This window comes from Zemynaea arenosa, assembly GCF_004614185.1.
Lineage (GTDB): Bacteria > Pseudomonadota > Gammaproteobacteria > Burkholderiales > Burkholderiaceae_D > Telluria > Telluria arenosa.
Genome location: NZ_SPVF01000138.1, coordinates 1 through 26,817, shown reverse-complemented (window position 1 = coordinate 26,817; position 26,817 = coordinate 1). Strand labels below are relative to the sequence as shown.

Below are 26,817 nucleotides of genomic sequence, written 5' to 3'. Positions count from 1 at the left end.
GACCCAGGCTCCGACCCCGGCCCCGACGCCCGCGCCAACGCCAGCCCCGACACCGGCGCCGACGCTGGCGCCTACCCCTGCGCCGACGGCCGCACCGACCGCGCCTCCGACCCAGGCTCCGACGGCACCTCCGACGACTTTCCCGTCCTGATCACGATTGCCCGCCGTGCCATGAGCCCAGCGGGCCCGAACCCTGCACCCAGCGCGTAGCGAGGAACACCCATGACCACCACGACCTCCGTCATCATCAACGAAATCCCCGTCGACCCGATCGACCCCACCAAGACCGCCTGGGGCCCCAGCCTGTCGGCCCAGTACTACTTTGTGATCGCCAGCGGCACGGTCGCCGCAGAGAGCTTCGATGCGGCCGACCTGTCGGGGGCCATCCGCACCCTGATGGCCACCTATGGCAGGGGCGCCTCGATCTATATGGGCGATGGTGACGACACGGTGATTGGCTCGGCTTACGGCGATACCATCACGGGCGGCAGCGGCATCAATCATATCGACGGGGGCGCCAACACCGGTACCACTCCGGACGGATTCGCGGCACGCGATGTCCTGAACGTGTTTGCCGCCAGCCAGGCCGCGGCGGACGCGGTGGGTGTGACCGAGATCCAGGCCGGTGCGGGCGGCGCCGACGGGGCCGCCTATGCCGCGGGCTACCGCATCAAGGTCACCTCCGGCAGCGAGACCGACTACCTCAAGGGAATCGAGCAGATCAACATATTCCTGGAAAGCGACAAGTCCTATGTGAAAAGCGTGTTCACGTCCGTGAACGTGACCGAGATCGGCGGCGCGCAGGACCCTGCCACGTCCTTCCATCTGGCCTGGGTGCAGGGCACCTCGTTCAGCGACAGCTTCAATGCCGCCAGCGACATCTCCAGCGCCACGCGCGCATTGATGGACCAGCATGGCCGCGGGGTGTGGGTTGACCTCGGCGCGGGCAACGATACAGTGGTGGGTTCGGCCTACGGCGACGATATCAGCGTGGGCGGTGGAACCAACTATGTCGATGGCGGCGCCAATGGCGGCACCACGCCCTGGGGCGGCAAGGCACAGGACGTGCTGCGCGTGACCGCTGCCAGCCAGGCTGCGGCCGACGCGCTCCAGGTCGTGCAGCTCACCACCGGCATGACGGGCGCCGACGCCCAGGCCTTTGCGGAGGGCTACACGCACAAGCTGGTCAACGGCGGCGAAGTGGACTACCTCAAGGGCGTGGAACGCGTCACCGTGCAGGTCCCGAACGGCACCGGCTACAGCTTTGCGCGCGACATTCCGCTGGCCGTGGTGGTGGACGAGGCCAACCTCGCCGATCCGGCCACCGCCAACTACTATCACCTCGCGTGGGTCACCGGCACTGCGGCTGCGGACACGATCGACCTCTCGGCCAATACGCCACTGCTCTCGACCGCAATAAAAGCGGCACTGGCAGCGCAGGGGCGCGGCGTGTGGGTCGATGGTGGCGCTGGCAACGATGTCATCACCGGCACCGCCTACGCGGACAATTTCCGCAATGGCAGCGGCAACGCCAAGATCGACGGCGGCGCCAATGCGGGCCCCGGCGGCACCAAGGGCATGGACGTCTTCGAGATCACGGTCGCCAGCACCGCCGAGATGAACGCCGTGCAGATCGCCGCCTCCGACGATCCGGACTACACCTGGATGGTGACCTATGGCGCCGGTGGCCAGAAGGACTACCTGAAGAACATCGAGGCCATCACCATCAACGTGGCCGGCACGCTGACCGGCAAGTGGATCCCGCTGGCGCTGTCCGTGAATGAGATCGCAGCTGATGGCGACTTGGCCAACAACATGCACTATGCCTGGGTGCAGGGCACCGGCCAGGCGGACACCTTCAATGCCGCGACTGATGTCTCCTCGGCCACCCGCACGCTGATGCAGTCGCACGGCCGCGGCGTGTACGTGGACACCGGCGCGGGCGACGATACCATCACCGGCTCGGCCTACGGCGACGATTTCAACGCCGGTGCGGGGGTCAACCGTATCGACGGTGGCGCCAACGGCGGCAGCACGCCTTGGGGCGGCCAGCCGCTGGATACCCTCCACGTGAATGTCGCGAGCCAGGCCGCAGCCCAGGCGGTGCAGGTCACGCTGCTGGATTCCAGCGCCACCGGCACGGATGGCCAAGCCTTTGCGGCCGGCTACACGCACAAGGTCAGCGCGGGCGCCGAGACGGACTACGTCAAGGGTATCGAGCGCGTGACCGTGCAACTGAACGGCACTTGGGTACGCGATATCCCGCTCGCCGTGGTGGTCAACGAGGCCAACCTCTCGGACCCCAACCTGTCCACCTACTACCACCTGGCCTGGGTCAACGGCACCGGGAACGCGGACACGATCAACTTGTCGGGCGCCTCGCCACTGCTTTCCAGCGGCGTGCGTGATGCCATGGCCGCGCAGGGCCGCGGCGTGTGGGTCGATGGTGGCGCGGGCAACGACGTCATTACCGGCACGGCCTATGCGGACAACTTCCGCAACGGCAGCGGCAATTCGAAAATCGATGGCGGCGCCAATGCCGGGCCGAATGGCGCCAAGGGCCAGGACGTGTTTGAGATCAGCGTCGCCACCACGGCGGAGATGAACGCCGTGACCGTGGCGGCGTCCGATGACCCGGACTACACCTGGATGGTGACCTACGGCGCGGGTGGCCAGAAGGACTACCTGAAAAACATCGAGGCCATCGTCGTCAATGTGAACGGCACCAGCACCGGCAAGTGGATTCCGCTGGCGATGTCGGTCAACGAGATCGCGGCCGACGGCGACCTTGCCAACAGCATGCACTACGCGTGGGCACAGGGCACCGGCCAGGCCGATACCTTCAACGCTGGTACGGACGTGTCGTCCGCAACCCGCGCGCTGATGCAGTCGCACGGCCGCGGCGTGTTCGTGGACACCGGCGCAGGCGATGACACAATCACCGGCTCGGCCTACGGCGACGACATCACCGCCGGCGCAGGCGTCAATCGCGTCGACGGCGGCGCCAATGGTGGTACCACGCCGTGGGGTGGCCAGCCGCAGGACGTGCTGCACGTGGTCGTGGCAAGCCAGGCCGACGCCAACGCCGTCGCAGTGACGGTTCTGGCCAGCGGCGGCAGCGGCGCCGATGCGGACGCGTTCACGGCGGGCTACACGCACAAGGTCACGGCCAACGGCGAGACCGACTATGTGAAAGGCATCGAACGGATCGCCGTACAGGTCGGGACCAGCGTAGTGCGCGAGATCGCGCTCGCCATCACCGTCAACGAAGCCAATCTCGCCGATCCGAATATCGCGAATTACGGCCAGTTGGCCTGGGTGACCGGCACCGGCGGCGCGGACAACGTCGACCTCTCCGGCGCCACGCCGCTGCTCTCCGCGCCGCTGCGCGCGGCCCTGGCGCAGTACCAGCGCGGGGTATGGGTGGATGGTGGCGCGGGCGATGACACGATCACGGGCACCGGCTACGGCGACGTGTTCCGCAACGGCAGCGGCAGCAGCAAGATCGACGGCGGCGCCAACGCGGCCCTGGTGGGCCAGCAGGCCCGCGACGTCTTCGAGATCAGCGTCGCCAGCACCGCCGACATGGCGGCGGTCACCGTCGCTGCCTCGGACGACCCGGCCTACACCTGGATGGTGACCTACGGCGCAGGCACGCAGAAGGACTATCTCAAGAACATCGAGGCCATCGCCATCAACGTGGCCGGCACCAGCACCGGCAAGTGGATCCCGCTGACGCTTTCTGTCACCGAGATCGGTGGCAACACCAACCTGGGCCAGGCCATGCACTACGCCTGGGTCCAGGGCACCGAGCTGGCCGACACCATCGACGCGGCGGCGCTGGTCTCCAGCGGCACGCAGCAGCTCATGAACCAGAACCTGCGCGGTGTGTACATCGACGCGGGCGCCGGCAACGACACCATCACCGGCAGCGCCTACGGCGACAACATCGTGGCGGGAGCCGGCACTAACTACATCGACGGAGGCACCAACCTGGGCACCCAGCCGGGTGGCACCACCAAGGCGCTCGACCAGGTGGACCTGTACGTGCGCAGCAGCGCGGAGGCCAATGCCGTCGCTGTCACCGCGCTCACCACCGGGATGACGGGCGCCGACGCCGCAGCTTACGCGGCGGGCTACACCTTCAAGGTCACCAACGGCACCACGGAAATCGACTATGTGAAGAATGTGGAGCGCGTCAACGTCCTGCTGTGGAACGACAAGGACGGCGACGGCCAGCGCGACGTGGCAGGCACCAATGATCCGGCCAACGAAGTGACGCTGGTCCGCACCCTGCCGCTGAGCGCCAACACGGCGCCGACTTTCAACGGTGTGGCGCCCGGCATGACGGCGATCGACGCGGGCACCGACTACACCTTTGTCGGCGCCACACCCACCACCGGCGGCAAGTTCCTCACTCTGGCGAACATGAACGCGGCCGCCAACGGCGACAACTACCTGGCGGTGCTGGGCCGCATCAATGCGGACGGTACCCAGGACACCAGCTTTGGCGGCGGTACCGGGAAAGTGCAGCTGCCGATCACCTACGGCTACCTGAATGCGGCCCCGGCTTCGCAGCCCGATGGCAAGGTGCTGCTGGCCTTCGGCACCCCGGGCGGCTCGCCCACCGACATGAAGATCGTGCGCCTGCTGGCCGACGGTAGCGTCGACACCAGCTTCGGCACCAATGGCACGGCCACGGTGTCCATCGGCAGCGGCAACGATGAGCCGCGCAAGATCCTGGTGCTGGGCGACGGCAAGATCGCCGTCGCCGGCACCGCCTACAACGGCACCGACCGCGACTTCGGGATCACGCGCCTGAACGCGGACGGTACCCTGGACACCAGCTTCAATGGCAGCGGCACCCTGCGCGTGCCGTTCGGCGCCGCCACCAGCGACCTGGCCACCACCCTGAGCATTGGCAGCGACGGCAAGCTGGTGCTGGTCGGCTCCTCGCGCTCCACTACGGCGGCCAGCAGCGGGGACATCGGGGTCATCCGCGTCAATGTGGACGGTACGCTGGACACCAGCTTCGGCGCCGGCGGCAAGGTCCTGATTCCGGTCGGCGTGGGTGAAGACGTGGCTGGCGCCAGCGCGGTTCTGGCCAATGGCAAGATCCTGATTGCCGGGTCCAGCCGCAGCGGCACGTCCGACACCTCGGACTGGGACACCTCCCTGATCCGCCTGAACGCCGACGGCACCCTGGACACGAGCTTCGGCAGCGGCGGCATGGTCAAGACGCACGTGACGGATGGCCTCGACCGTCTGTTCGCGCTGGCAGTGCAGGCGGACGGCAAGGTCGTCGTGGCTGGGTCCACGGGTGCCACCAGCAATGCGACCGGTGGCATGGGCGGTATCTTCGCGGTCTTCCGCTACAACGCGGATGGCACTCCCGACACCAGCTTCGGTACCAACGGCCTGGCCAGGCTGCCGGGGCATGGCCTCGGCGACCAGGTGGCCTCGATCGCCATCGTGGACGGCAAGGTCGTGCTGTTCGGTTCCACCTTCAACGACACCGGCTTCCATACGACGTCCATCGTGGCCCGCCTGAATGTGGACGGCACGCTGGACACCAGTTTCGGCAACCCGGCCGGCAGCTCGCTCGAGGGCACTGTGCAGGCCGACGGCCTGCACCCGGTGGTGCTGGATGCGAATGCCGCCATTTACGACGCCGAACTGGCCGCGCGTGGCAACTACGGCGGGGCCACCCTGACCCTGGCGCGCCAGGGTGGCGCGGTGGCGGCGGACCAGTTCTCGGCGACCGGTGAGGTCAGTATCGTCAACGGTGTGCTCAGCGTCGCCGGCACCGCCATCGGCACCGCCCAGCAGGCGGGCGGCATCCTGACCCTGGGCTTCAATACGGGGGCCACCCAAGGCCTGGTCAACCGTGCGCTGCACGGCCTGGCCTACGCCAATCCGCAGGCTGCGGACGGCAACGTGGTGCTGGAATGGCAGTTCAAGGACGGCAACCAGGATGGTAGCCAAGGGGGCGGCGGCCTGCTGGGCACCACCGGCACCACCACCGTCTATATCGGCACTACCGTGACCGAAACGGTGCGCAGCTTCGTCGATGCGACCCAGTCCACCACCGGCACCAAGCTCGCGCTGCTGGAATCGATGGCCCGCGTAAACGGTACGGCAGGCGCCAATACCTTCGACAGCGCCAGCTTCTCGGGCGCGGCCAAGGGCTTGATGAGCGAATTCCAGAAGGGCGCCGTGTTCGACATGGGCGCCGGCGACGACACCGTCATCGGCACCGGCTACGGCGACGAATTCACCATGGGCAGCGGCACCAACCGCGTGGATGGTGGCGCCAACGCGGGCGTGCGCCCGGGCGGCGCCGGCCGCGATGTGCTGAACGTCTTCGTGGCCAACGACGCGCAGGCTGGCGCGGTCGCGGCCACCGCGATGGATGGCACCGGCAGCGCCGACGATATCGCCGCCTATGCGGCCGGCTACCGCGTCAAGATCGTCAATGGCACGGAGGTCGACTACCTGCGCAACGTGGAGTCGGTGGCGGTTCTCAAGTGGAATGACGCGAACGGCAATGGCATCGTGGACCAGTCCGAGGCGACGCTGGTGCGCCGCATCGCCCTGGGCCTGCAGGTGGAAGAGGTGCGCGTCAGCGCCACCGATCCGTCGAAGGACGTCAGCGGCGCGGCCCTGAGTGCGCGCGCCACCATGGCGACGGCCACCGGCTGGGTGGGCAACGACACCTTCGACGCGCAGACGGACGTCAGCGCGGCCACCCGCGGCGTGATGGCCGCGCAAGGCCGCGGCGTGGAAGTGGACCTGGGCGCAGGTGACGACACCATCACCGGCAGCGCCTATGGCGACGTGCTGGTGGGCGGCGCGGGCGTCAACCGTATCGACGGCGGCGGCCACGCGGGCTTCACGCCGCAGGGCAGCCCGGCGGTGGACACGCTGCAGGTGTACACGGCCAGCAGCGCTGAGGCGAATGCAGTGGCGCTCACCGAGCTGACCGCGGCATCGACCGGCGCCGACCTGGCCGCCTACAACGCGGGCTACCGCTTCAAGGTCACCAACGGCAGCACCGAGACCGACTACGTGAAGGACGTGCAGGCGGTCGACATCAAGACCTGGACCGACAGCAACGGCAACGGCGTGCGCGACGCGGCGGAAGTGACGCAAGTGCGCCACATCGCCATCGAGCAGAACGCCGCGCCCGTGTTCGCGGGCGGCCCGGCCGGGGTCGCGTTCGACTTCTCGGCGCGCGATTTCGGCACCACGGGCGCCGTGCTGGGGGCGGACGGCAAACTGCTGAACGTGTCCTACTCCGACAGCGCGCCGTCCGGCCTGTATGACCCCTACGTGGTCCTCACCCGCGCCAACGCCGACGGCAGTCCGGACACCAGCTTTGGTGGCGGCACCGGCAAGGTGGTGCTGCCAGGTGCCTATGGCGCGGCGACGCCCCCGGTGCTGCTTGCCGGTGGCAACATCGTCCTGGCGCTGGGCAGCGAAGCGCAGGGCAACGTGCGCGTGGTGGGGCTGCTCGGCAACGGCGAGCTGAATCCAGCATTCGGCACCGCTGGCGTCAGTGTCATCGACTTTACCGGCGGGATCGACCGCATCTCGCGCGTGGTGGCTTCCGGCGACAAGGTGTACGTCATCGCCACCGCAGGCGAAGGCGCGGCGGCCGATTTCGGCATCGCGCGCCTGAATGCCAACGGCACGCTCGACGCCACCTTCAATGGCACCGGCAAGGCCATCATCCCCGTTGGCACGGGCGGGGAAGCGCCGCGCGCAGCCCTGCTGCAGAGCGACGGCAAGCTGGTGGTGGCGGGCGTCTCCAATGGCGACTTCTCGGCGCTCCGCCTGAATGCCGATGGCTCGCTGGACACCAGCTTCGGCACCGGCGGCAAGGCCATCTTCGCAGTCGGCGCCGGCAACGATGCCCCGAACGATGTGATCCAGCTGGCTGACGGCAAGCTGCTGCTGGCCGGCGGCTACCGCACCAGCGCCGTCGCGGGTGCGGACAACGGCATCGCGCTGATGCGCCTGAACGCCAACGGCACCCTGGACGCGACCTTCGGCACCGGCGGCATCGTCAAGAGCGATCTCACGGCCGGCAACGACACCATCTTCTCTGTGACCGTGCAGGGCGACGGCAAGGTGCTGGCGCTGGCCAACGTGGGCGGCGTGGATGGCCTCGGGGGCCGCACCACCGTCCTGCGCTTCAACGCCAACGGCACCCTGGACACGGCCTTCGGCAACAACGGCAGCGCGCGCGTGCCGGGCCTGGGCATCGGCGACCAGGTCAACAACATCTTCGTCGTGGATGGGAAGATTGTCGTCACCGGGAACTCGTTCAAGAACCTGGACTTCGACGTCGCCAATGTCGTGGCGCGCTTGAACGCCGACGGTACGCTGGACACCAGCTTCCACCCGAACACCACCTCCACCATTGGCGGCACGGTGCGCGCGGACGGTATCCACGCGGTGGCCATGGACCCGAATGCGGCGGTCTACGACGCCAACCTGGCCGCGCGCGGCAACTACGGCGGCGCTTCGCTCGCGCTGGTGCGCCATGGCGGCGCCAGCGCAGAGGACGTATTCCGCGGCGTGGGCGATGTCAGCTTCGCCAACGGCAAGCTGACCGTGGGCGGCATCGAGATCGGCACCGCGGTGCAGGATGCCGGCACGCTGACCCTGACCTTCAATACGGCGGCGACCCAAGGGCTGGTCAACCGTGCGCTGTCCGGCATCGGCTACACCAAGGTGAGCCCGACGCCGTCCACCACGCTCACCTTCGACTGGACCTTCAGCGACAACAACACCGACGCCAGCCAGGGCTTCGGCGGTGCCGCCAGCACCACCGGCTCTAGCCAGGTGCAGCTCGGCGTGGTAGTGGAAGAGATCACGGCCAAGCATGACAACCCGGCCGAATCGACCGATGGCAATACGCCGATGAACAAGGTGGATTACTTCGGCACCGTCAACGGCACCAAGCTCGGGGACACGTTCGACGCGGCCACCGGCTTCTCGGCCGCGGCACGCGCCGCGATGGACCAGTACCAGAAAGGCGCGGCGTTCAACATGGGCGCGGGCGACAACACCGTCACCGGCACCGGCTATGGCGATGAATTCATCATGGGCGCGGGCACCAGCCGCATCAACGGCGGGGCCAATGCGGGCACCGGCTTCGGTGGCCGCCCGTCGCGCGACGTGCTCAATGTGCTGGTCAGCTCGGCCGCTGCCGCGGATGACGTCAAGGTCATCAAGCTCGATGCGTCGGCCACCAGCGACGCCGACATCGCGGCCCGCGACGCCGGCTACGAACTCAAGGTCGTCAACGGCACCGAGACCGACTACGCCCGCAACATCGAGACGGTCCGCATCTGGCTGTGGACCGATGCCAACGGCGATGGCCTCCCGGCCCAGAACGAGCAGACGTACGTGCGCGAGATCAGCATCGAGCTGCGCGTCGATGAAATCCAGGTCAGCGCCACCGACCCGACCCGCGATACGGGTGGCCACCTGCTGTCGACCGACATGCACTTCGCCTGGGCCTGGGGCTGGGGCCGCGCCGACACGGTCGATGCGGCGACGCTGTCCGCTGCAACCACCGCGCTGATGGCGCAGTACCAGCGCGGCATGTTCATCGACACCGGTGCGGGTGACGACACCATCACCGGTACCGCGTATGGCGACAACATCACGGCGGGCAGCGGCACCAACCGCGTGGACGGCGGCGCGGATCTCGGCACCACGCCGGATGGCCGCGCGGCGCAGGACTACCTGGACGTTTATGCGGCGGACGCCGCGGCCGCTGCGGCGGTGGAGGTCACCCTGCTGTCCGACAGCGGTTCTGATTCCGACAAGGCCGCATTTGCCGATAACTACGTAGCCAAAGTCAAATCCGGGAGCGAGACCACCTACGTCAAGAACATCGAAGCAATCAACGTCTCGGTCTGGAACGACGCGAACCACAATGGCGTGCGGGACACGAACGAGACCAGCTTCCACCATCAGGTGGCGCTGGTCCCGCAGATCAACGAGTCGGCCAATCCGGCGCCAGGCGACTGGCATGCGGCCTTTGTGAACGGTGGCCTGGCCAACGACAGCTTCAATGCCGCGACGGACCTGAGCGCCGCCGCGCTGGCGACCATGGCGCGCGTGGGCCGTGGCGTATGGGGCACGATGGGTGCGGGCGACGACACCGTCACTGGCAGTGCCTATGGCGACACCTTTACTCTGGGCGCAGGCGTGAACCGTTTCGACGGCGGCGCCAACATGGGCGAGACACCGCAGGGCCATGCCGCCAATGACATCCTCGAAGTGCATGCAGCATCCGCCGCTGCGGCGGCCGCGGTCACGGTAGACGCGCTGTCCGGCGCGGCCGACAGCCCGGACAAGGCCTTCTATGACGCCGGCTATCGCTTCAAGGTTACCAACGGCGGCAACGAAACGGACTACCTGAAGAACGTCGAGCAGGTCAATATCTTCGATGGTGACCAGTATGTCCGCACCGTCAACCTGACCAGCAATGCAGCGCCGGATTTTGGCGGCCAGCCGGGCGAGTCCATCACCGCCGCAGGCAGCGACCTGACGCCGGTCGGCATGGCAGTGCTGCCGGGCGGCGGCACCGTATCGCTGACGGTCATGAACGAAGTCGACGCCGGCAGCAACTACTCACTGTACCTGGTGCGCCACCTGGCTGACGGCACGCTCGACGCCTCGTTCAGCGGTGGCCGCAGCCTGGCCGTGGTCCCGCGTTTCTTCTGGAGCGCAGCCGCTCCCGCCGCCACCGCGGACGGCAAGATCCTCGTGGCACTCGGTACCGCCGTCGCTGCGGGTTCGGACTGGAACGTCGTGCGCATGAACGCCGACGGTACGCTGGACACGAGCTTCGCCACCAATGGCGTGGCCGCCTTCCAGCAGATGACCGGCCGGCCAAGCAGCGTCGTGGTCCAGCAGGACGGCAAGATCATCCTGACCGGAAATGCACCGGGGGCCGGCAATGCGCTGGACGCGGTGGCCATCCGCCTGAACGCGAACGGCACGCTGGATACCACGTTCAACGGCAGCGGCAAGACGAGCTTCGCCTGGGCGGCAGGCACCAATCGCGTGGGCAGCACCATCGTCGACAGCGACGGCAAGATCATCATCACCGGCACCGCGCCTGATGCGGAAGGCGGGGCACTTGCGATCACGCGCCTGAACGCAGACGGCAGCTCCGACACGAGCTTCAATGGCACCGGGCGCGTGACCCTGTCCACGGCGGCAGGCAAGGAAGATGGCGGCGCTGTCGCCGTGATGTCCGACCACCGCATCGTGCTGCTGGACGTGACCCGCACCACCGACAGCAACAACGTCGAACACCGCGAAACCACCATTGTGCGCCTCAAGGCCGACGGTTCGCTGGACACCACCTGGGCCGGCGACGGCACGCTGGCCCTGCACTCCGACACGGGCGACGGCCGTGCCACCCAGCTGCTGGTGCAGCCGGACGGGAAGGTCGTGATCGCGGGCTTTGTCAATGGCCCGAACAATAATGGCGGCACGCTGACGGTCGCGCGTTTCAACATCGATGGAACTGCCGACCAGTCGTTCGGCATCGGCGGCGCTGTGGAGATCCCGGGCCATGGTCTGCAGGATGTGGCCACCGCGATCGCGCTAGTGAACGGCAAGATCCTGGTCCAGGCGAATTCGCCGTTCAACACCAACTTCGACACCACTGTGCTGCTGGCTCGCCTGAACGCGGACGGCACCCTCGATGCCACCTTCAACCAAGGCGGCCAGAGCACCATCGGCGGCAGCGTGAAGGCCGATGGCATACATGCGGTGGTGCTCGACCGCGACGGCACGGTGTTCGATGCCGACCTGTCCGCGCGCGGCAACTACGGCGGCAGCCATCTCAAGATCGAGCGCCACGGCGGCGCCAGCGCCGATGACGTGTTCAACGCCGTAGGCGAAGTCTCGTTCGTGGACGGCCACGTGAAAGTGGACGGACTGGATATCGGCTGGGTCGAGAATGCCAACGGCACCTTGCAGCTGCACTTCAATAACGCGGCCACGCAGGGGCTGGTGGCGCGCGCTATTCACGGGATCGGCTACGTGAACCAGGCGGCAACGGCACCTGCTTCGGTGAGCCTGGACTGGACCTTCAACGATGGCAACGAGGGCAGTCAGGGCCTGGGCGGTGTGAAGGCGGCGACGGCCACCACCACGGTCGATATCGGTGTCACGGTACAGGAGGTGGTCAAGGCCTACCTGGACCCGGCCAAATCGGCGACTGGCGTGCCACTGGCGCAGGTTGCCTACTTTGCTACGGTAACCGGCAGCACGCATGCGGAGGCGTCGCCGGCCTTCTCGCCCGCGGTGAGCGCACTGATGGCGCAATTCCAGAAAGGCGCGCGCTTCGAGACGGGTGGCGGCAACGACACGGTGGCCGGCACGGCCTATAGCGACGTGTTCATCACGGGCAGCGGAACGAATCAGATTGATGGACGCGGCCAGGCCGGACAGACCATCGATAACCACCCGGGCGAGGACGTGCTGGAGGTGTACGCAACCACGGCCGGCGGCGCGGCGGCGGTGCGCGTGATCCAGCTGGATGCCGCCAGCACCGGCTTCGACAAGGGCATGTTCGATGCGGGCTACACCGTCAAGGTGGTGAATGGCGGCGAGACCGACTATCTGAAGGACATCGAGCGGGTCGTGATCTTCGGCTGGAATGACACCAACAACAACCGCATTCGCGACAACGGCGAGACTCACTACGCCCGCGAAGTGGCGCTGGCCCTGCGCGTCAACGAAATCCTCGTCAATCCGAACAACCCGGAACAGGACGTGGACGGCCATCCGCTGGAGGATAACTTCCACTTCGCCTGGGCCAACGGCTGGACCGCCGACGACACCTTCAGTGCCCTGTCCAACGTCTCGGCCGCGACCCGCGCCCTGATGGACCAATGGCAGCGCGGCGTGTACGTGGATACCGGCGCCGGCAACGACACTATCACCGGATCGGCGTACGGCGACAGCATCACCGCGGGCAGCGGTACCAACCGCGTGGACGGTGGCGCCAATACGGGCACGGCGCCGGACGGCCATCCCGCCACGGACTCGCTGGAGGTGTTCACCGCCAGCGCGACCGACGCCGCTGCAGTCACCGTGACAGCGCTTGGCGTGGGCGACACCGGTGCCGATCATGACGCATTTGCCGCGGGCTATGCCTACAAGGTCAGTGCTGGCGCGGAAACCGACTACATCAAGAACATCGAGAACATCCGGGTCTCGGTGTGGAACGATGCGAACGGCAACGGCGTACGCGAAGGTTCCGAAATCGCTTACCACCACGATGTGCAACTGGTGCCGTTCTACGGGGGCGTCGAGATGAGCGCCACCTCGGCCTCCACCGATGCTCATGGCAATGCGCTGGAGTTCTTCGACACCTTCGGCTACATCGGTGGCACTTTGGGCAGCGACACGGTCAGTGCCGCAAACCTGTCCAGCCTCACGCTGCAGCGCATGGAGCAGTTCCAGCACGGCGCCTACTTCGAGCTGGGTGCGGGCGACGATACGGCCACCGGTTCGGCTTACGAGGACGGCTTCGTCCTCGGCGCGGGCACTAACTATGCGGACGGAGGCGACAACCTGGGCCAGCGTCCGTGGGGCCAGGCGGCGGACAACCTGGACATCTTTGTGGGCAGCACGGCCGATGCCGCCGCGGTGACCGTAGCCGCACTGACTGGAACGCTTAGCGGCGCGGATGCGGCAGCGCAGGCACAGGGATACCAGTACAAGGTGGTCGCGGGCGCGGAGATTGACTACATCAAGAACATCGAGCGGGTCAACGTACGGGTCTGGAACGACGCCAATCACGATGGGCAGCGCGACTGGAACACCGAGGTCACGGATCACCACTTTGTCAACTTCGCACCGCAGATGGTGTCCACAAATGAAGGTGATGTCGACTTGCAGGTGGCCGAGGGGGCACTCAACCCGGCCGGCCTGACGGTGGCGCAACTCATGGCGCACGACACCCTGACCGGCGATTTTGGCAACCTGCCGAAGGCGATGATCGTCAACGACATCGACACCAACGTCGGCACTTGGCAGTACAGCCTCGATGGCGGCGCTTCCTGGCTGACGATGCGTGCGGACCTAATCGACGGTGCCGCGAACATTGGCTTGGTGCTGGATGCCGCAGCGCGGATTCGCCTGCTGCCGTTCGGCGACGCCAGCGGCGACACCAGCCTGCAGTACCACGGCTGGCGTACCGCAGGTGCTGCCGCCAGCGGCACGTACACCAACTTCAACCAGGACGACGTGTCGGCCTCCGCTCACCAGAGCGTGGTGCGGGCCAACGTGTCGCGGGCCGATGACGCTCCGGTGCTGGGCGCGGGTGGCGGTTATGTCACCCACCAGATCGGCGCGCCGACCCCGTTCACCAACGGCGGCAACGGCGCCGTGGTGCCGGATGGCGTGCTGCTGGCCGATGGCAGCATGATCTCCATCACCGCGATCCGTCCGGAAGCCAACGGGGATGTCTACAAGTGGGCGCTGGTGCACACGCTGGCCGACGGCAGTCTCGATCTGAGCTACGGGACCGGCGGCCGGCTGATGCTGGGCGTGACGCCGAATGCCGACGTGACGCCGGACCTCACGCTGCTGCCAGATGGCAGCGTGCTGGCCACCATCGTGGTTCAGTCCGTCGACGCGCCTTGGAAGACTCTGCTGGTCAAGGCGAAGGCCAACGGCACGCTGGACTCTGCATTCGGCAACGGTGGCGGCGTGACCCTCGTCGGCACCGACGACTTCGAAGCCAGCGGCGTGGCGGTGCAGGCCGACGGCAAGATCGTGGTCGCGGGCCGCAACTTCGTGGGCGGCACTAACACCTACGAAGTGGTACGCCTGGCGGCTGACGGCACACTGGACCCGACCTTTGGCGACGGTGGGAAGACCATCGTGAACCTGGGCGCGGGCAATCACCAGCTCAACGCACTGGCGCTGCATGCGGATGGCTCGATCGTGGTGGCGGGCGTCACCAACACCGGCGGCAACAACGACTTCGAGCTGGTACGCTTGAGCGCTGGTGGTAACCTGCAGGACTGGTTCGGCACCCATGGCCGCGTGGTCACGCCAGTGGGTGTCGCCACCGACGATGCGCGCGCGGTCACCGCGCTGTCCGATGGTGGCTTCATCGTGGCAGGCAGCGCGATGGATGGCAGCCGCAAGGCGGCCCTGGTCAAGTACCACGGCGACGGCACGCTGGACACCAGCTTCGGCACCGGCGGTAAGCTTATGCTCGACTTCCTGCCGGGCGACGATTCGGTCCAGCGCGTGGTGGAAGCGCCGGACGGCCGCCTGCTGCTGTCGCTGGCTGTGGGTGGGACGGCGGTGGTCAACAAGACTCTGCTCGGCGTGGCCCGCCTGAACCATGATGGCAGCCTGGATGGCAGCTTTGGCCATAACGGCCTCGCGACCCTGGCAGTCGGCACAGTCGCGGACCAGGGGCGCGGCATTATCGTCCAGCCGGATGGCAAGATTGCGGTGGTCGGCTACAGCGTCACCGATGCGGCCTTCAACAGCGACTTGCTGATCGCACGCTTCAACAGCGACGGCTCGCTCGACACCAGCTTTGGCATGGATGACGGAATCGATCTCACTGTGGCCCACGCCACCGCGTCCACGCCAGTCCTGCTCAACCCCATCCTCTCGGTGTTCGATGCCGAGCTGGCTGCCACCAGCTACGACGGTGCCCATTTGACCATCGCGCGCCTGGGCGGCGCCAATGCTGGCGATGTATTCAGCACCGCGGGCAGCGTGCATGTCGCGGGCACCGACCTGCTGGTGGGGACGGCGCTGGTGGGAACGCTGGAGCAAAACGGCGGCACGTTGTCGGTCAGCTTCGACCACGGCGCGACGCAGGCGCAGGTCATCCAGGTCATGCGGGGCATCGCCTATGCGAATGCGGGCGCCGCCGACGGCACCGTCGCGATGCAGTGGACCTTCAGCGAGGGTGGGCACGAAGTGGGCGGGGTCACGCACGTCCACACCGGGGCCGGCACCGCTGCCGACGAGGACTATTTGCTGAGCACTGGCGGCGGTGTCGATGGCGCAGACGGATGGGATACCGCCGGCGCCTTGTGGTCAGCCGATCCGGCCTTGGGCCTGGCGCGCTTGACCACCTCCAAAACGACGGCGGATGGCCATGCCGTCATCACTGTGTCGCAGGTGCAGGGCACCGTCACCACGGGCCTGTTGACGCTGACCCGGGCGGCGGAAGGCGACTGGACCATGGACGTACTCGCGGGCCAGGATGCCCGCGTGCACGGTGCGGATGGCGCAGCTCTCGGCTCGCAGCATCTGCAGAACGTGGAAGAGTTCATCCTGTTCCAGGACGGTGCGGATCCGTTCCAGGTGATCCTGGTGGGGGTGGCTCCGTAACGGCGCCTGGCCCTCGGCAAGCAAAAGGCCCGCTGCGCAAGCCAGCGGGCCTTTTTTCATCCATGCCGCAACGGACTCAGATCAGCTGCCCGCCCCACGGATCGGTGATGGTCTGCCTGCGGTAGTCGATGCCGCTCAATTCGCGGTACTGCTCCATCGTGCGTGCGGTCCCGAGGCCGAAGGCGCTGCCGGGCAGGCCGTCGCCCATCAGCAGGCGGTTGAGGCGCTGCTTGGCGCGCTCGGTCAGGTAGGTGGACTGGAAGGCCCGCCGGGCATCGGTCTCGCCGTGCCAGTGGTGCGTGGCATAAGGCGTGCCCTCGGTCTTGTACAGGTGATAGAGCGGCGTGTAGAGCGGGTGGTAGATGTCCCAGCCGCGCGTGAACGCGCGTACCGCCAGGCTCTGTTCTTCGCCGTGGAAGTACAGGTAAGGGTCGTACGGCACTTCCTCCACGAACTGCCCGGCCGCGAACAGGAACCCGGCCGAGACGTGGCAGCCCATCACCGGCTCGCTGGCGAACAGGTGCCAGCCCATGAAACGCAGCACCGCGTCGTCCGCACTCAAGGCCTTCTCGGGGTGCGGACGCAGCACCAGCGCGGTCTTGCCTTCGCTGGGCGTGTACTGCGGCACGCCGTCGACCATGTCGAAGCGGTAGGGATAGGTGCTGATCACTGGCTTGGCGGAGCGCTCGCGCAGCTGCGCGTGCTGGGCGCGCAGGCGTTCGTCCCAGCCCGGCTCGAACAGGGTGTGCGAGTCCACCTGCAGCAGGAAGGTTTCGCCGTCGTACAGCGAGAACGCGGTGTGCCGCGCCCAGCTCACACCCAGCGTGTCCTGCGGGTGCACGTGCACGTAGCGCACCTGGCGCGCATAGGGCAGGGCGGCGACGGCCGCGCGCTGGTCGTCGATGTGCTGGTCCACCACGCCGAAGGCCAGCAGTTCCGGGCGCGTGGCCTTGGACACGGCGTCGTTCAGCGTGAAGAACAGCATCGGGTCCAGGTAGGACGCCATGCTGATGAAGATGGAGCCGAGCACGGTCATGCGTCCAGGGTGAGAGCGGCAGGATCGGCCGCCACCGCGCGCTGCACCGCCGCCGCCGGGAGATGCAGCAGCAGGCGCACCAGCTCCGGCTGGCGGTTGGTGGAGGTCTTCTGGTAGATCGACAGCAGCTGCTTGCGCACGGTGTCGTACTGCACCCCCAGCGTCTCGGCGATGTTCTTGAGCTGCATGCCGTCGGCCAGCAGGGTGGCGATGCGGCACTCGGCCTGCGACAGGCCGAAGGCCGCCTGCAGCAGGCTGGAATCGATCTCCTGCGCGGAACGCGGGTGGTACAGGAACAGCATCACCAATGGGCGCACGCCGAAGGAGCCCATCACCTGCTCCGGGACCAGCATCGAGTAGAAGCCGTACATCGTGTCGGCGGTATTTGCTTCTGCGGACGCCGCAATGTGCAGCGAACGGTAGCCCTCGGCCAGCGTGGCCGGGTCGGTGCTGAAGCGGATCTGCTCTTCCAGCTGCACGCACTGGTCCAGGAAAGCATCCAGGTGCGGCTGCGGCAGCAGCAGGCGGCCGTTCTCCACCGCCACCAGGCTGGTCTCGCGCAGCAAGGCGCTGGCGGCCTGGTTGACCTGCACGACTTCGCCCTGGGTGGTCAGCAGCAGCACCGGCTGGCGCAGCTTGTTGACCAGCGCATGGCCTACCAGCGCTTGGGTCGAATATACGAAGTTGGCCAGGCCAATGCGGCAGGCCCGCGCCATGTGCGGGCGCAGGCGGTCGAGGAAAGCGATGGCCTCCGGGGGCAACGGCCCGTCGGCAGGCCGGCGCAGACAGGCCAGCATGATGGTGGCGGTATTGTCTTCCACCAGCTTGCAGGCGGACAGGTAGCGCGCGCCGTTCGGCAGCAGGAACTCCTGGTAGAACGGATCGTTGGCCACGAACTCTTCGTCGAAGTGCTCGTGGCAATGCATCCAGGTGTCGCCCGGCTGCGCGCGCATCTGGTTCACGCGCGGGTCGATGTACTGGTAGGTGCGGATGTATTCGATGTCGATCTGCGGCGCCATGTTGGCGCCATCGCTGAACGACAGCGTGCCGTGCGTGGCGTCGAACGCCAGCATGTGCACGGCGCGCGTGCCGAGTGCCTCGTTGAGCGACTCGAGCACGCGCCGCCACGCGCTCTTGTCATCAAGCGTGTCGTAGATAAGGTTGACCAGCTGGTCGAACCGGCCCGGCGATAGATCCACAATGGCTCCGTATGTAGTTACGGAACAAGTGTAACTTCGGGGCGCTCTTCGGTGTCAATAAATTGCAAAAAACCAACGAGACTTGCCAGAAAAAATAATCAGCCAGTTATCGTTTCGTTGTAAGGACGCCGCGCGTACCAGCCGAACGCCAGGATCACCAGGTAGCACAGTGCGGGCACGATCAGCGACAGGCGCAGGGTGGTCAGGTCGGCCGCGAAGCCGGTCACCAGCGGCACGATCGCGCCGCCGACGATGGCCACGCAGATCAGGCCCGAGCCTTCCGCCGCCCGCGCGCCCAGGCCCTCGCTGGCGAGGGTGAAGATGGTCGGGAACATGATGGAGTTGAACAGGCCGATCGCCAGCAGGGCCCAGCCCGCGGTCGGTCCCGCAGCGGCGATGGACACGGCGAACAGCAGCACCGCCATCGCGGCGGCACCGGCCAGCACCTTCCCTGGCGAGAACACGCGCAGCAGATAGGCGCCGACGAAGCGGCCCACCATCGCGCCACCCCAGTACAGCGGCACGTGCTTGCCCGCCTGCTCGGCGCCGAAGCCCAGCACGTCGGCCTGCATCAGGTAGTTCACGATCAGCGAGCCGACCGTCACCTCCGCACCCACGTACAGGAAGTGCACAGCGCGCCGAACGCGAAGCGCGGCTGGTGCAGCAGGGTCAAGGCGGCGGCCAAGCCGGTGTCCTCGGCCTGCGTCTCCACCAGCTTGCGGCGGTTGGCCCACACCAGGCCCGCCACCACCAGCAGCGCGACGGCCAGGCCGAAGTAGGTGCGCATCACGACTTGCGTTTCGGAGGCGCGGTAGGCCTCCAGTGCGGCGCCGGTCAGCGTGGACGCATCCACCTTGGCCAGCGAACCAAGGATCAGGATCGCGCCGACGTACGGGAACACCGTGGTGCCGAGCGAGTTGAAGGCCTGCGCGAAGGTCAGGCGGCTATGCGCCGTGCGCGGCGCGCCGAGCATGGAGATCAGCGGGTTGGCCACCACCTGCACGATGGTGATGCCCGAGGCCAGTACGAACAGCGCAAGCAGGAAGATCACGAACTTCGCGGACGACGAGGCGGGGATGAACAACAAGCAGCCCGCCGTCATGGTGACCAGGCCGATGGCGGCGGTGGTCATGTAGCCGAAGCGGCGCACGATCGACGCCGCCGGAATCGAGACAATGAAGTAGGCCGCGAAGAACGCGGACTGTACCAGCATCGCCTGGGCGTAGCTGAGCGTGAACAGCTCCTTCAGCTTGGGGATGATGACGTCATTGAGGCTGGTGATGCCGCCAAAGATGAAGAACAGCGCGAAGACGAAAACGCGCAGGCTGGCGACGTCGGTCTGCGGCTGCGCCGCGGCAGCCGGCGCGCCGGCGGTGGTGTTGAAGGCCATGGGTCGGGTTCCTGGAGTGAGTCGGGGGATGCAGGGAAAGGCTCAGGGGGCCGGGCCGGTGGGTGGGGGCACGGTGAGCAGGACCGTGGTGACGGTGCCGCCGGGGTGGTAGATCAATTGATAGAGACGGTCGAATTCGTGATCGGCGATGTCCTTGCCGGGGTCTCCGCCCAGCAGGCGCACGGTCTCGGACAGGGTGTTGGAGTGGCCGACCACCAGCACGGCGCCGGTTAGCGGCTTGAGTTTTGCGGCCAGGGTCTGCGCCTGTTGTTTCGCGTCGTAGACCTGCACGGTGAGGCCGAGGCGCTGGGCGAGCGGCTGCGCGGTGGCGCGGGTGCGGCGGGTCTCGGTGCTGAAGATGGCGCCGATCCGGGCTTGTCCGAGGAGGGTCGCGAGTGTAGTCGCGCGCAACTCGCCCGGTGGTGTCAGCGGGGGGTCGTCCCCCGTCTGCTTCTCCGCATGGCGCACCAGGTAGATGATGGACGGGTGGGCCAGCGCCGCGAATGGTGCGCACAGCGCGCACGCGAACAGGAGGGCGCCGAGGCGCCGCAGGCGGATATGCATCCGGATGTCCCCTTGTAGTTTTACTAGACGGTTTGGCGCCTAGTGTAGCGCATCATTCGCGCGTTGCGGGGTCGGCGGCGGGAGGATGGGCGACGAATTCGGCGACATCGTCGGTCACCGGCGCCAGCCATTGCAGCGGGCGGCCGACGGCGGCCATGATGGTGTAGTGGTTCACGTGGTCCAGGTACTTCTCGCGCACCGGCACCCCGGCCGCGCGCAGGCGGCGCGCCAGTTCGCCGGTGTTGCGGTCGGCCGCCACCAGTTCGTCCTGGCGGGCGGCGATCAGCAGGGCCGGCGGGCTGCCGGCGCTCACGTGTTCCACCGGCTGCGATTCGGGCGGCGGCTCGGCGGAGTGGAAGACTTTTTGCGTGGACGCGTACTGGATCGGGAGGAAGTTGTACGGCCCCGCGAGTCCGATCCAGCCGCGCAGCGCGGCGGGCGTGAGGCCGTGGGCGCCGAGCCATTGCTTGTCCATGGCGAGCATCGCGGCGTCGTAGGCGCCGGCGCTGTGGCCCATCACGAACACGCGCTGCGGGTCGCCGCCATAATGAGCCGCGTTCTTGATGGTCCAGGCGACGGCGGAGGCGGGATCTTCCAGGAAGGTCGGGTAGCTCACCTCGGGGTAGAGCCGGTAGTCCGGGATGACGGTGATAAAGCCGCGCTTGGCCAGCGCGTAGCCGACAAAGGCGTAGTTGAAACGCTGGCCGCTGACCCAGTTGCCGCCGTAGAGGAAGACGATGACGGGCGCGTGGCCCGGGTGCTCCGGCAGATACACGTCCGCCTTCTGGCGTGTGCCTTCGGCGTAGGCCACCGCATCCAGCTTGCGCACCGAGCTCTCGGCGGACAGTGTGTTGAGCACCTTGATCGGCGAGGGCGATGCAGCCCCCAGCAGCAGGGCGCACAGCACGGCCCCTGCGCTCACGCGCATCCACATGCGCAACCGCGGTGCCGTCCATGCCATGCCGATCTCCTCGTCTGCATGCCATGATGCCGACCAGCACGGTTCAGTGGCGCACGGCTGGGCCGCACGGACGGCTCAGCGGACGGGGATGTCGAAGTGGAGGACCTGCTCGCGCACGCCCAGCTTGTCGTAGAGGGCACGGGCTGGCGCGTCTTCGGGAGCGGTGTCGGCCTGCACGAAGATGACCCAGGCGCCGCGCGCGGCGGCGATGGGCTTCAAGGCTTCGATCAGCGCGGTGGCGATGCCTTGGCGGCGGAAGGCCGGGTCGACCCCGAGGTCGTAGATATAGACTTCGCTGCGCTGCTGCTCGAACTTGGGCAGTTCGTAGGCGGCGAGGGCGCCGATCACGCGGCCTTCGTGGAGCGCGGCCAGCGCAATGAAGGTGTCGCGCGCCAGCAGCCGGCGCAGGTACTCACTGCCCGGCCGCTGCGCGGTGTAAGTCTCGGCGTCGTCGAAGACGTCAGCGAAAAAAGTGCAAACCTGCTCCAGCAGCGCGGCGTCGTCCGCGCCCAGGTGGCGGATCAGCATGGCGGCTGCGGGAGAGCTGCTCATTCGCGCGCCAGCGGGATGATGCCGGGGACGGTGGCCGGCGTGGAGCAGGGCTCTTCGTCGAAGGCGATGTCGCCCAGCGGGTTGGCCAAGCCGTCCGCCTTGAGGTCGGTGAAGCCGAACAGGGCGCGGTCCATCAGGTGCGAGGGCACGACGGTGGACAGGGCCGAGAAGATGTTTTCTACGCGGCCCGGATGCTTCTTCTCCCATTCGCGCATCAGCGCCTTGATCTGCTTGCGCTGCAGGTTCTCCTGCGAGCCACACAGGTCGCAGGGGATGATCGGGAACTGCTTGACCTCCGCGTAGCGCTCCGTGTCCACTTCCTTCACGTACGCCATTGGGCGGATCACCATGTGCTTGCCGTCGTCCGACACCAGCTTGGCGGGCATGCCCTTGATCTTCGCGCCGAAGAACATGTTGAGGAAGAAGGTCTCGAGGATGTCGTCGCGGTGGTGGCCCAGGGCGATCTTGTTGCAGCCCAGTTCATCTGCCACGCGGTACAGGATGCCGCGGCGCAGGCGCGAACACAGGGAGCACGTCGTTTTCCCTTCCGGGATCAGGCGCTTGACTATGCTGTAGGTGTCCTGGTTCTCGATGTGGTACGGGATGCCGATCTTGTCGAGATACGCGGGCAGCACCTCGGCCGGGAAGTTCGGCTGTTTCTGGTCCAGATTGACGGCCACCAGCTCGAACTTGATCGGCGCGCGTTCGCGCAGGGTCATGAGGATGTCCAGCAGCGCGTAGCTGTCCTTGCCGCCGGAGAGGCAGACCATCACCTTGTCGCCATCTTCGATCATGTTGAAGTCGCCGATGGCCTGGCCCACCAGGCGGCACAGGCGCTTGTGCAGCTTGTTGTTCTCGTAGGCGATCTTCTCGACGGCTTTGTTGTCAGTCTCGTCATTCAGCACGGCGCTCATGCGTCCTCCTTCACCTGGAAGACTTCCACGCCCACGCCTTCGCAGTCCGGGTACACATCCGGCTTCATGGTCGAGACGCGCACCGCGCGCACGCTCGGGTGGGACAGCATGGAGCGCGCCACGTCGTCGCACAGCGTCTCCTGCAGGTGCACGTGGCCCTGGGCCATGCGGCGCGCGATGGTCTCGCGCATGAAGTCATAGTCGACCACTTCGCCCAGCTGGTCGGCCTTGGGCGTGGACACGGCCAGCGGAATGTACAGGTCCACGTTGACCAGCACCCGCTGCTCGCCCTTCTTTTCGAAGTCGTGCACGCCGATGTTGATCATCACTTCGTAATTGCGCAGGAACAGGCGGCGGCAATCGGCCAGGCGCGGATGGAGGAGGGCGGACAGCATGGGGAGCCTTGAAATAAATGATTGATACGGTATGCGCCGTTACTTACTTTGCCAGGAACATCACGTCCCGCTCCAGCGGCACCAGATGCTGGCCGCCGTCGACCAGCAGGGTGGTGCCGGTCAGCGCGCGCGCCGTGGCGGCGTAGAGGACGGCGTCGGCGATGTCCTGCGGCGTGCTGGAACGGCCGAGCGGCGTGGCGGTATGCGCCTTGGCGAAGCCGTCGTCGGTCTGGTCGCCGGACACCATGGTCAGGCCGGGTGCGACACCGACGATGCGCAGTTTCGGCGCCAGGGCCTGGGCCAGCATGGTGGTCGCCGTGTGCAGCGCGGCCTTGGACAGCGTGTACGACAGAAAATCCGGATTGAGATTGTACAGCTTCTGGTCCAGCAGGTTGACAACGCAGGCCTGGGCGCCAGCCGGCGTGGCCGCGTGCAGGGCTTGTGCCAGCAGCAGCGGCGCGCTCACATTGGCGCGCATGTGGCGCTCCAGCAGCGCAGGCGAGAACTCCGCCGCGCTGTCGAATTCGAACAGAGATGCATTGTTGACCACACAGTCGAGCGGACCCAGTGCCTCCACGGCAGAGGGAACCAGCGCGCGGACCGCGGCTTCGTCTGCGAGGTCCGCCTGCAGCGCGACGGCGCGGCGGCCCAGAGCTGCGATGGCGCGCACGGTGTCCTGTGCTTCTTCAACCGAGCGATGGTAGTGGACTGCCACGTCCCATCCCGCCTGCGCCATGCCGAGGGCGATGGCGCGGCCAATGCGGCGCCCGGCGCCGGTGACGAGGACAGTCCTGGGAGAAGTGGTCATGCCCGCGATTGTAGAACAGCCGGTGGCCGCAGCGCGAGCCAGACGATGGCCGCGGTCAGCACCGGCAGGCTGGCGGCCGACGCTTCCAGCCCGTACACGCCGCCCGACAGCCACGCCGGGCCGCTCACGCGCACCGGGGTCCAGATGGCGTCCGCCGCGCGCTCCACGCCGAGCGGAAAGCCGAGCGTCTCCAGCGCCCAGTTCCAGCCCAGGTGCACGCCCACCGGCAGCGCGAGCGAGCCGCTGCGCAGATAGCACAGGGCCAGCAGCGCCCCGGCCATGAAGATGTTGGCGGACGCGATGGCGCGGGCCGTCGACCCCATCGCCGGGTCCACCTGGTGCGCCAGCATGAAGACCAGCGACACCACCGCCACCGCGGCGCGCGGGCCGAGCCCACGGATCGCCCGCTGCAGCACGTACCCACGGAAGAAGCACTCCTCCGCCAGCGCGACACCCAGGGTGGTGGCTCCAGCGCCCAGCACCGCCGCGACGCTGACCGGGTGCGCCCACGCCAGCCGCAGGCCGCCCAGCGCCACCAGGATGCCCGCAGTGATGAACAGCAGGGCGGCGCCAAGCAGCAGGCCAAAGGCCGCGCGCAAGGCTGTGCGGCGATCCATCCGCAGACTCAGGCTGCCGAGCGTCTCGCCCTCCAGCCGCACGCAGATCCAGCTGGCCAGCAGCACGCCGAGGAAGGCCACCCAGGCTTCCGGCAGCGCGCGCCCTTCTCCTGCCAGCAGCTGCCCCAGGGCCGCCAGCAGCCAGACGATCCCCGCTGCCAGGGCGGCGAATCCAAGGATCTTCCAGCCGTTGCGGACCTGGCCTGTGGCGTTCTTGAAAAGGGGTGGCATTCATGCTCCGGTGCGCGCCCCGCTCCAGCGGCGGGGCTTGCGTGACGCCTAGTTTACAATGCCGCCATGTCCCTGCCTGTTCCCGACCGCGACGCACAAGCCGCGTCCGACGCCCTTATCCAGCTGATTTCTGACGACATCGCCCGCGCCGGTGGTGCCATTTCGTTTGCCCGGTTCATGGAGCTGGCGCTGTATGCGCCGCGGCTGGGCTACTACACAGGCGGGTCGGCCAAGCTGGGGACGGCCGGCGATTTCACCACGGCGCCCGAGTTGACGCCGCTGTTCGGGGCCACGCTGGCGCACGTGGCGGCCAGCTTCATGGACCAGAGCGCGTCGCACCTGATGGAGTTCGGGGCGGGGACGGGCAAGCTGGCGCTGGATATCCTGACCGAGGCCGCGCGGTCTGGCATCGTGGTGGAGAGCTACACGATCGTCGAGCTGTCCGGCGAACTGCGGGCCCGCCAGCAGGCGCTGCTCGCGGACTTTCCGCAGGTGCGCTGGCTGGAGGGGCTGCCGGAGCGCTTCGAGGGCGTGGTGCTCGGCAATGAGGTGCTGGATGCGATGCCCGTGCAACTGGTGCGCAGGACGGAGCAGGGGTGGCGCGAGCTGGTGGTCGAACGAGGGCCACAGGGATTCGCCTTCGCCGAACGGGCACCGGATGCGGCGCTGGCGGCGCGCATCGCCACGCAGATCCCGGCTGCCGGCGACCTGCCTCCCGATTACACGACCGAAGTGCACGCCGTGGGCACCGGCTTCATGGCCTCGCTGGCCCAGATGCTGAAGGCGGGCCGCGGCGCCGCCTTGCTTTTCGACTACGGCTTCCCCGCCCACGAATACTACGTCCCGCCGCGCATCGGCGGCACCCTGATGTGCCACTACCGCCACCACGCGCACCCGGACCCGTTCTACCTCCCCGGCCTGCAGGACATCACCGCCCACGTGGACTTCACCGCGATGGCGCTGGCCGCGCAAGATGCGGGCATCGAAGTGCTGGGCTACATGAGCCAGGCCGCGTTCCTGATCGCCGCCGGCATCGGCGAGCTGCTGCTCCGCACCGACCCGGAAGACGCCCGTCAGTACCTGCCGCAGTCGAATGCCGTGCAGAAGCTGGTGTCGCCCGCCGAGATGGGCGAACTGTTCAAGGTCCTGATCGTCGGCCACGGCGTCGCGCTGCCCGACCCGCTGGCGCGCGCCGACCGCAGCCACCGTCTTTGAACCGTGCTCTTCTTGCCGAGGAGATACATCCCGGCTATCCTGTCCAATTGTTTCCGGGCGGGCCAGTTTTTGCCGTTCCGCTATGATGGAAGCAGAACTGCACGCACACCATGGCCAAGATCCACACACACTATGACAACCTGAAGGTGTCCCGCGGGGCGCCCCAGGAAGTCGTGCGTGCGGCCTACAAGGCGCTGTCGCAGAAGTACCATCCGGACAAGAACCCGGGCGACGAGAAGGCCGCCCGCATCATGGCGATCCTCAACAGCGCCTACGAAACCCTGTCCGACCCGGTGCGCCGCAAGGAGCACGACGACTGGATCGCGGCCGAGGAATGGGAAGTCGCCTGGCTCGAAAGCACCCACCAGGACAGCGAGCATCACGAGAAGCCGCGCAGCGAAGCGCAAGCCTGGGCCACCGAACCGGTGTCCCGGCCGCGCCGCTATCGCCCGTGGAAAGACGTGCGCTGGTGGGGCGGCATGGGCGCGATGCTGGCGCTGGGCTGCCTGATCGGCGTGGCCG

Annotated in this window: 15 protein-coding genes; 4 read left to right on the top strand and 11 right to left on the bottom strand. The window is 67.4% G+C overall.

The genetic code is table 11. The annotated features are described in order from the left end of the window. Positions 1-210 (top strand): hypothetical protein (locus E4L96_RS10960; RefSeq protein WP_220433419.1); only part of this gene is annotated, 210 nt, incomplete at its 5' end. A gap of 12 nt (positions 211-222) precedes the next feature. After that, on the top strand, positions 223-16,413 hold the full coding sequence (locus E4L96_RS10955) for a hypothetical protein (protein WP_135207256.1): 16,191 nt from the start codon (positions 223-225) through the stop codon (positions 16,411-16,413). Between the two features lie 76 nt (positions 16,414-16,489). Here the strand turns inward: E4L96_RS10955 and E4L96_RS10950 are convergent, their stop codons facing one another. The 11 genes from E4L96_RS10950 to E4L96_RS10905 form a co-directional block, all read right to left on the bottom strand. After that, positions 16,490-17,449 carry a GlcNAc-transferase family protein gene (locus E4L96_RS10950; RefSeq protein WP_135207255.1) on the bottom strand — a complete coding sequence of 320 codons (960 nt, stop codon included), beginning with the start codon at positions 17,447-17,449 and terminating at the stop codon, positions 16,490-16,492. Beyond that, positions 17,446-18,648 carry a helix-turn-helix transcriptional regulator gene (locus E4L96_RS10945; protein WP_135207254.1) on the bottom strand — a complete coding sequence of 401 codons (1,203 nt, stop codon included), beginning with the start codon at positions 18,646-18,648 and terminating at the stop codon, positions 17,446-17,448. Before E4L96_RS10945 ends, E4L96_RS10950 begins: the two co-directional genes overlap by 4 nt. 98 nt (positions 18,649-18,746) lie before the next feature. Next, positions 18,747-19,280 (bottom strand): MFS transporter, encoded by a 534-nt coding sequence (locus E4L96_RS24065; RefSeq protein WP_220433418.1) that lies wholly within the window; start codon positions 19,278-19,280, stop codon positions 18,747-18,749. Continuing rightward, a complete protein-coding gene (locus E4L96_RS24060) occupies positions 19,250-20,038 on the bottom strand; it encodes an MFS transporter (RefSeq protein ID WP_220433417.1) in 789 nt (262 codons plus the stop codon). The genes E4L96_RS24065 and E4L96_RS24060 overlap by 31 nt, the downstream gene beginning before the upstream one ends. A 42-nt stretch (positions 20,039-20,080) precedes the next feature. Further along, positions 20,081-20,602, bottom strand: coding sequence for a SixA phosphatase family protein (locus tag E4L96_RS10935; protein WP_135207253.1), 522 nt, complete (start codon positions 20,600-20,602; stop codon positions 20,081-20,083). Between the two features lie 52 nt (positions 20,603-20,654). Continuing rightward, positions 20,655-21,563 (bottom strand): alpha/beta hydrolase, encoded by a 909-nt coding sequence (locus E4L96_RS10930; protein WP_229414394.1) that lies wholly within the window; start codon positions 21,561-21,563, stop codon positions 20,655-20,657. A gap of 75 nt (positions 21,564-21,638) precedes the next feature. Beyond that, positions 21,639-22,091: an AAC(3)-I family aminoglycoside N-acetyltransferase gene (locus E4L96_RS10925; RefSeq protein ID WP_167758660.1), complete on the bottom strand. Its 453-nt coding sequence runs from the start codon at positions 22,089-22,091 to the stop codon at positions 21,639-21,641. Positions 22,092-22,111: 20 nt separating this feature from the next. Further along, positions 22,112-23,029 (bottom strand): tRNA 2-thiocytidine(32) synthetase TtcA, encoded by a 918-nt coding sequence (gene ttcA / locus E4L96_RS10920; protein ID WP_135207251.1) that lies wholly within the window; start codon positions 23,027-23,029, stop codon positions 22,112-22,114. Further along, entirely contained in the window at positions 23,026-23,424 is a 399-nt protein-coding gene (locus tag E4L96_RS10915) for a dihydroneopterin aldolase (protein ID WP_135207250.1), read from the bottom strand. The genes ttcA and E4L96_RS10915 overlap by 4 nt, the downstream gene beginning before the upstream one ends. A gap of 43 nt (positions 23,425-23,467) precedes the next feature. Beyond that, complete coding sequence (locus E4L96_RS10910) at positions 23,468-24,232, bottom strand: SDR family oxidoreductase (protein ID WP_135207249.1); 765 nt, start codon at positions 24,230-24,232, stop codon at positions 23,468-23,470. Next, positions 24,229-25,080 carry a CPBP family intramembrane glutamic endopeptidase gene (locus tag E4L96_RS10905; RefSeq protein ID WP_135207248.1) on the bottom strand — a complete coding sequence of 284 codons (852 nt, stop codon included), beginning with the start codon at positions 25,078-25,080 and terminating at the stop codon, positions 24,229-24,231. Before E4L96_RS10905 ends, E4L96_RS10910 begins: the two co-directional genes overlap by 4 nt. 66 nt (positions 25,081-25,146) lie before the next feature. Between E4L96_RS10905 and E4L96_RS10900 the strand changes: the two genes are divergently transcribed. Together E4L96_RS10900 and E4L96_RS10895 are read left to right on the top strand one after the other, a co-directional pair. Continuing rightward, positions 25,147-26,295, top strand: a complete 1,149-nt coding sequence (locus E4L96_RS10900; protein WP_135207247.1) for a class I SAM-dependent methyltransferase — start codon at positions 25,147-25,149, stop codon at positions 26,293-26,295. Positions 26,296-26,405: 110 nt separating this feature from the next. Continuing rightward, positions 26,406-26,817, top strand: a 412-nt coding sequence (locus E4L96_RS10895) for a J domain-containing protein (protein ID WP_135207246.1), incomplete at its 3' end; no start/stop codon positions are given.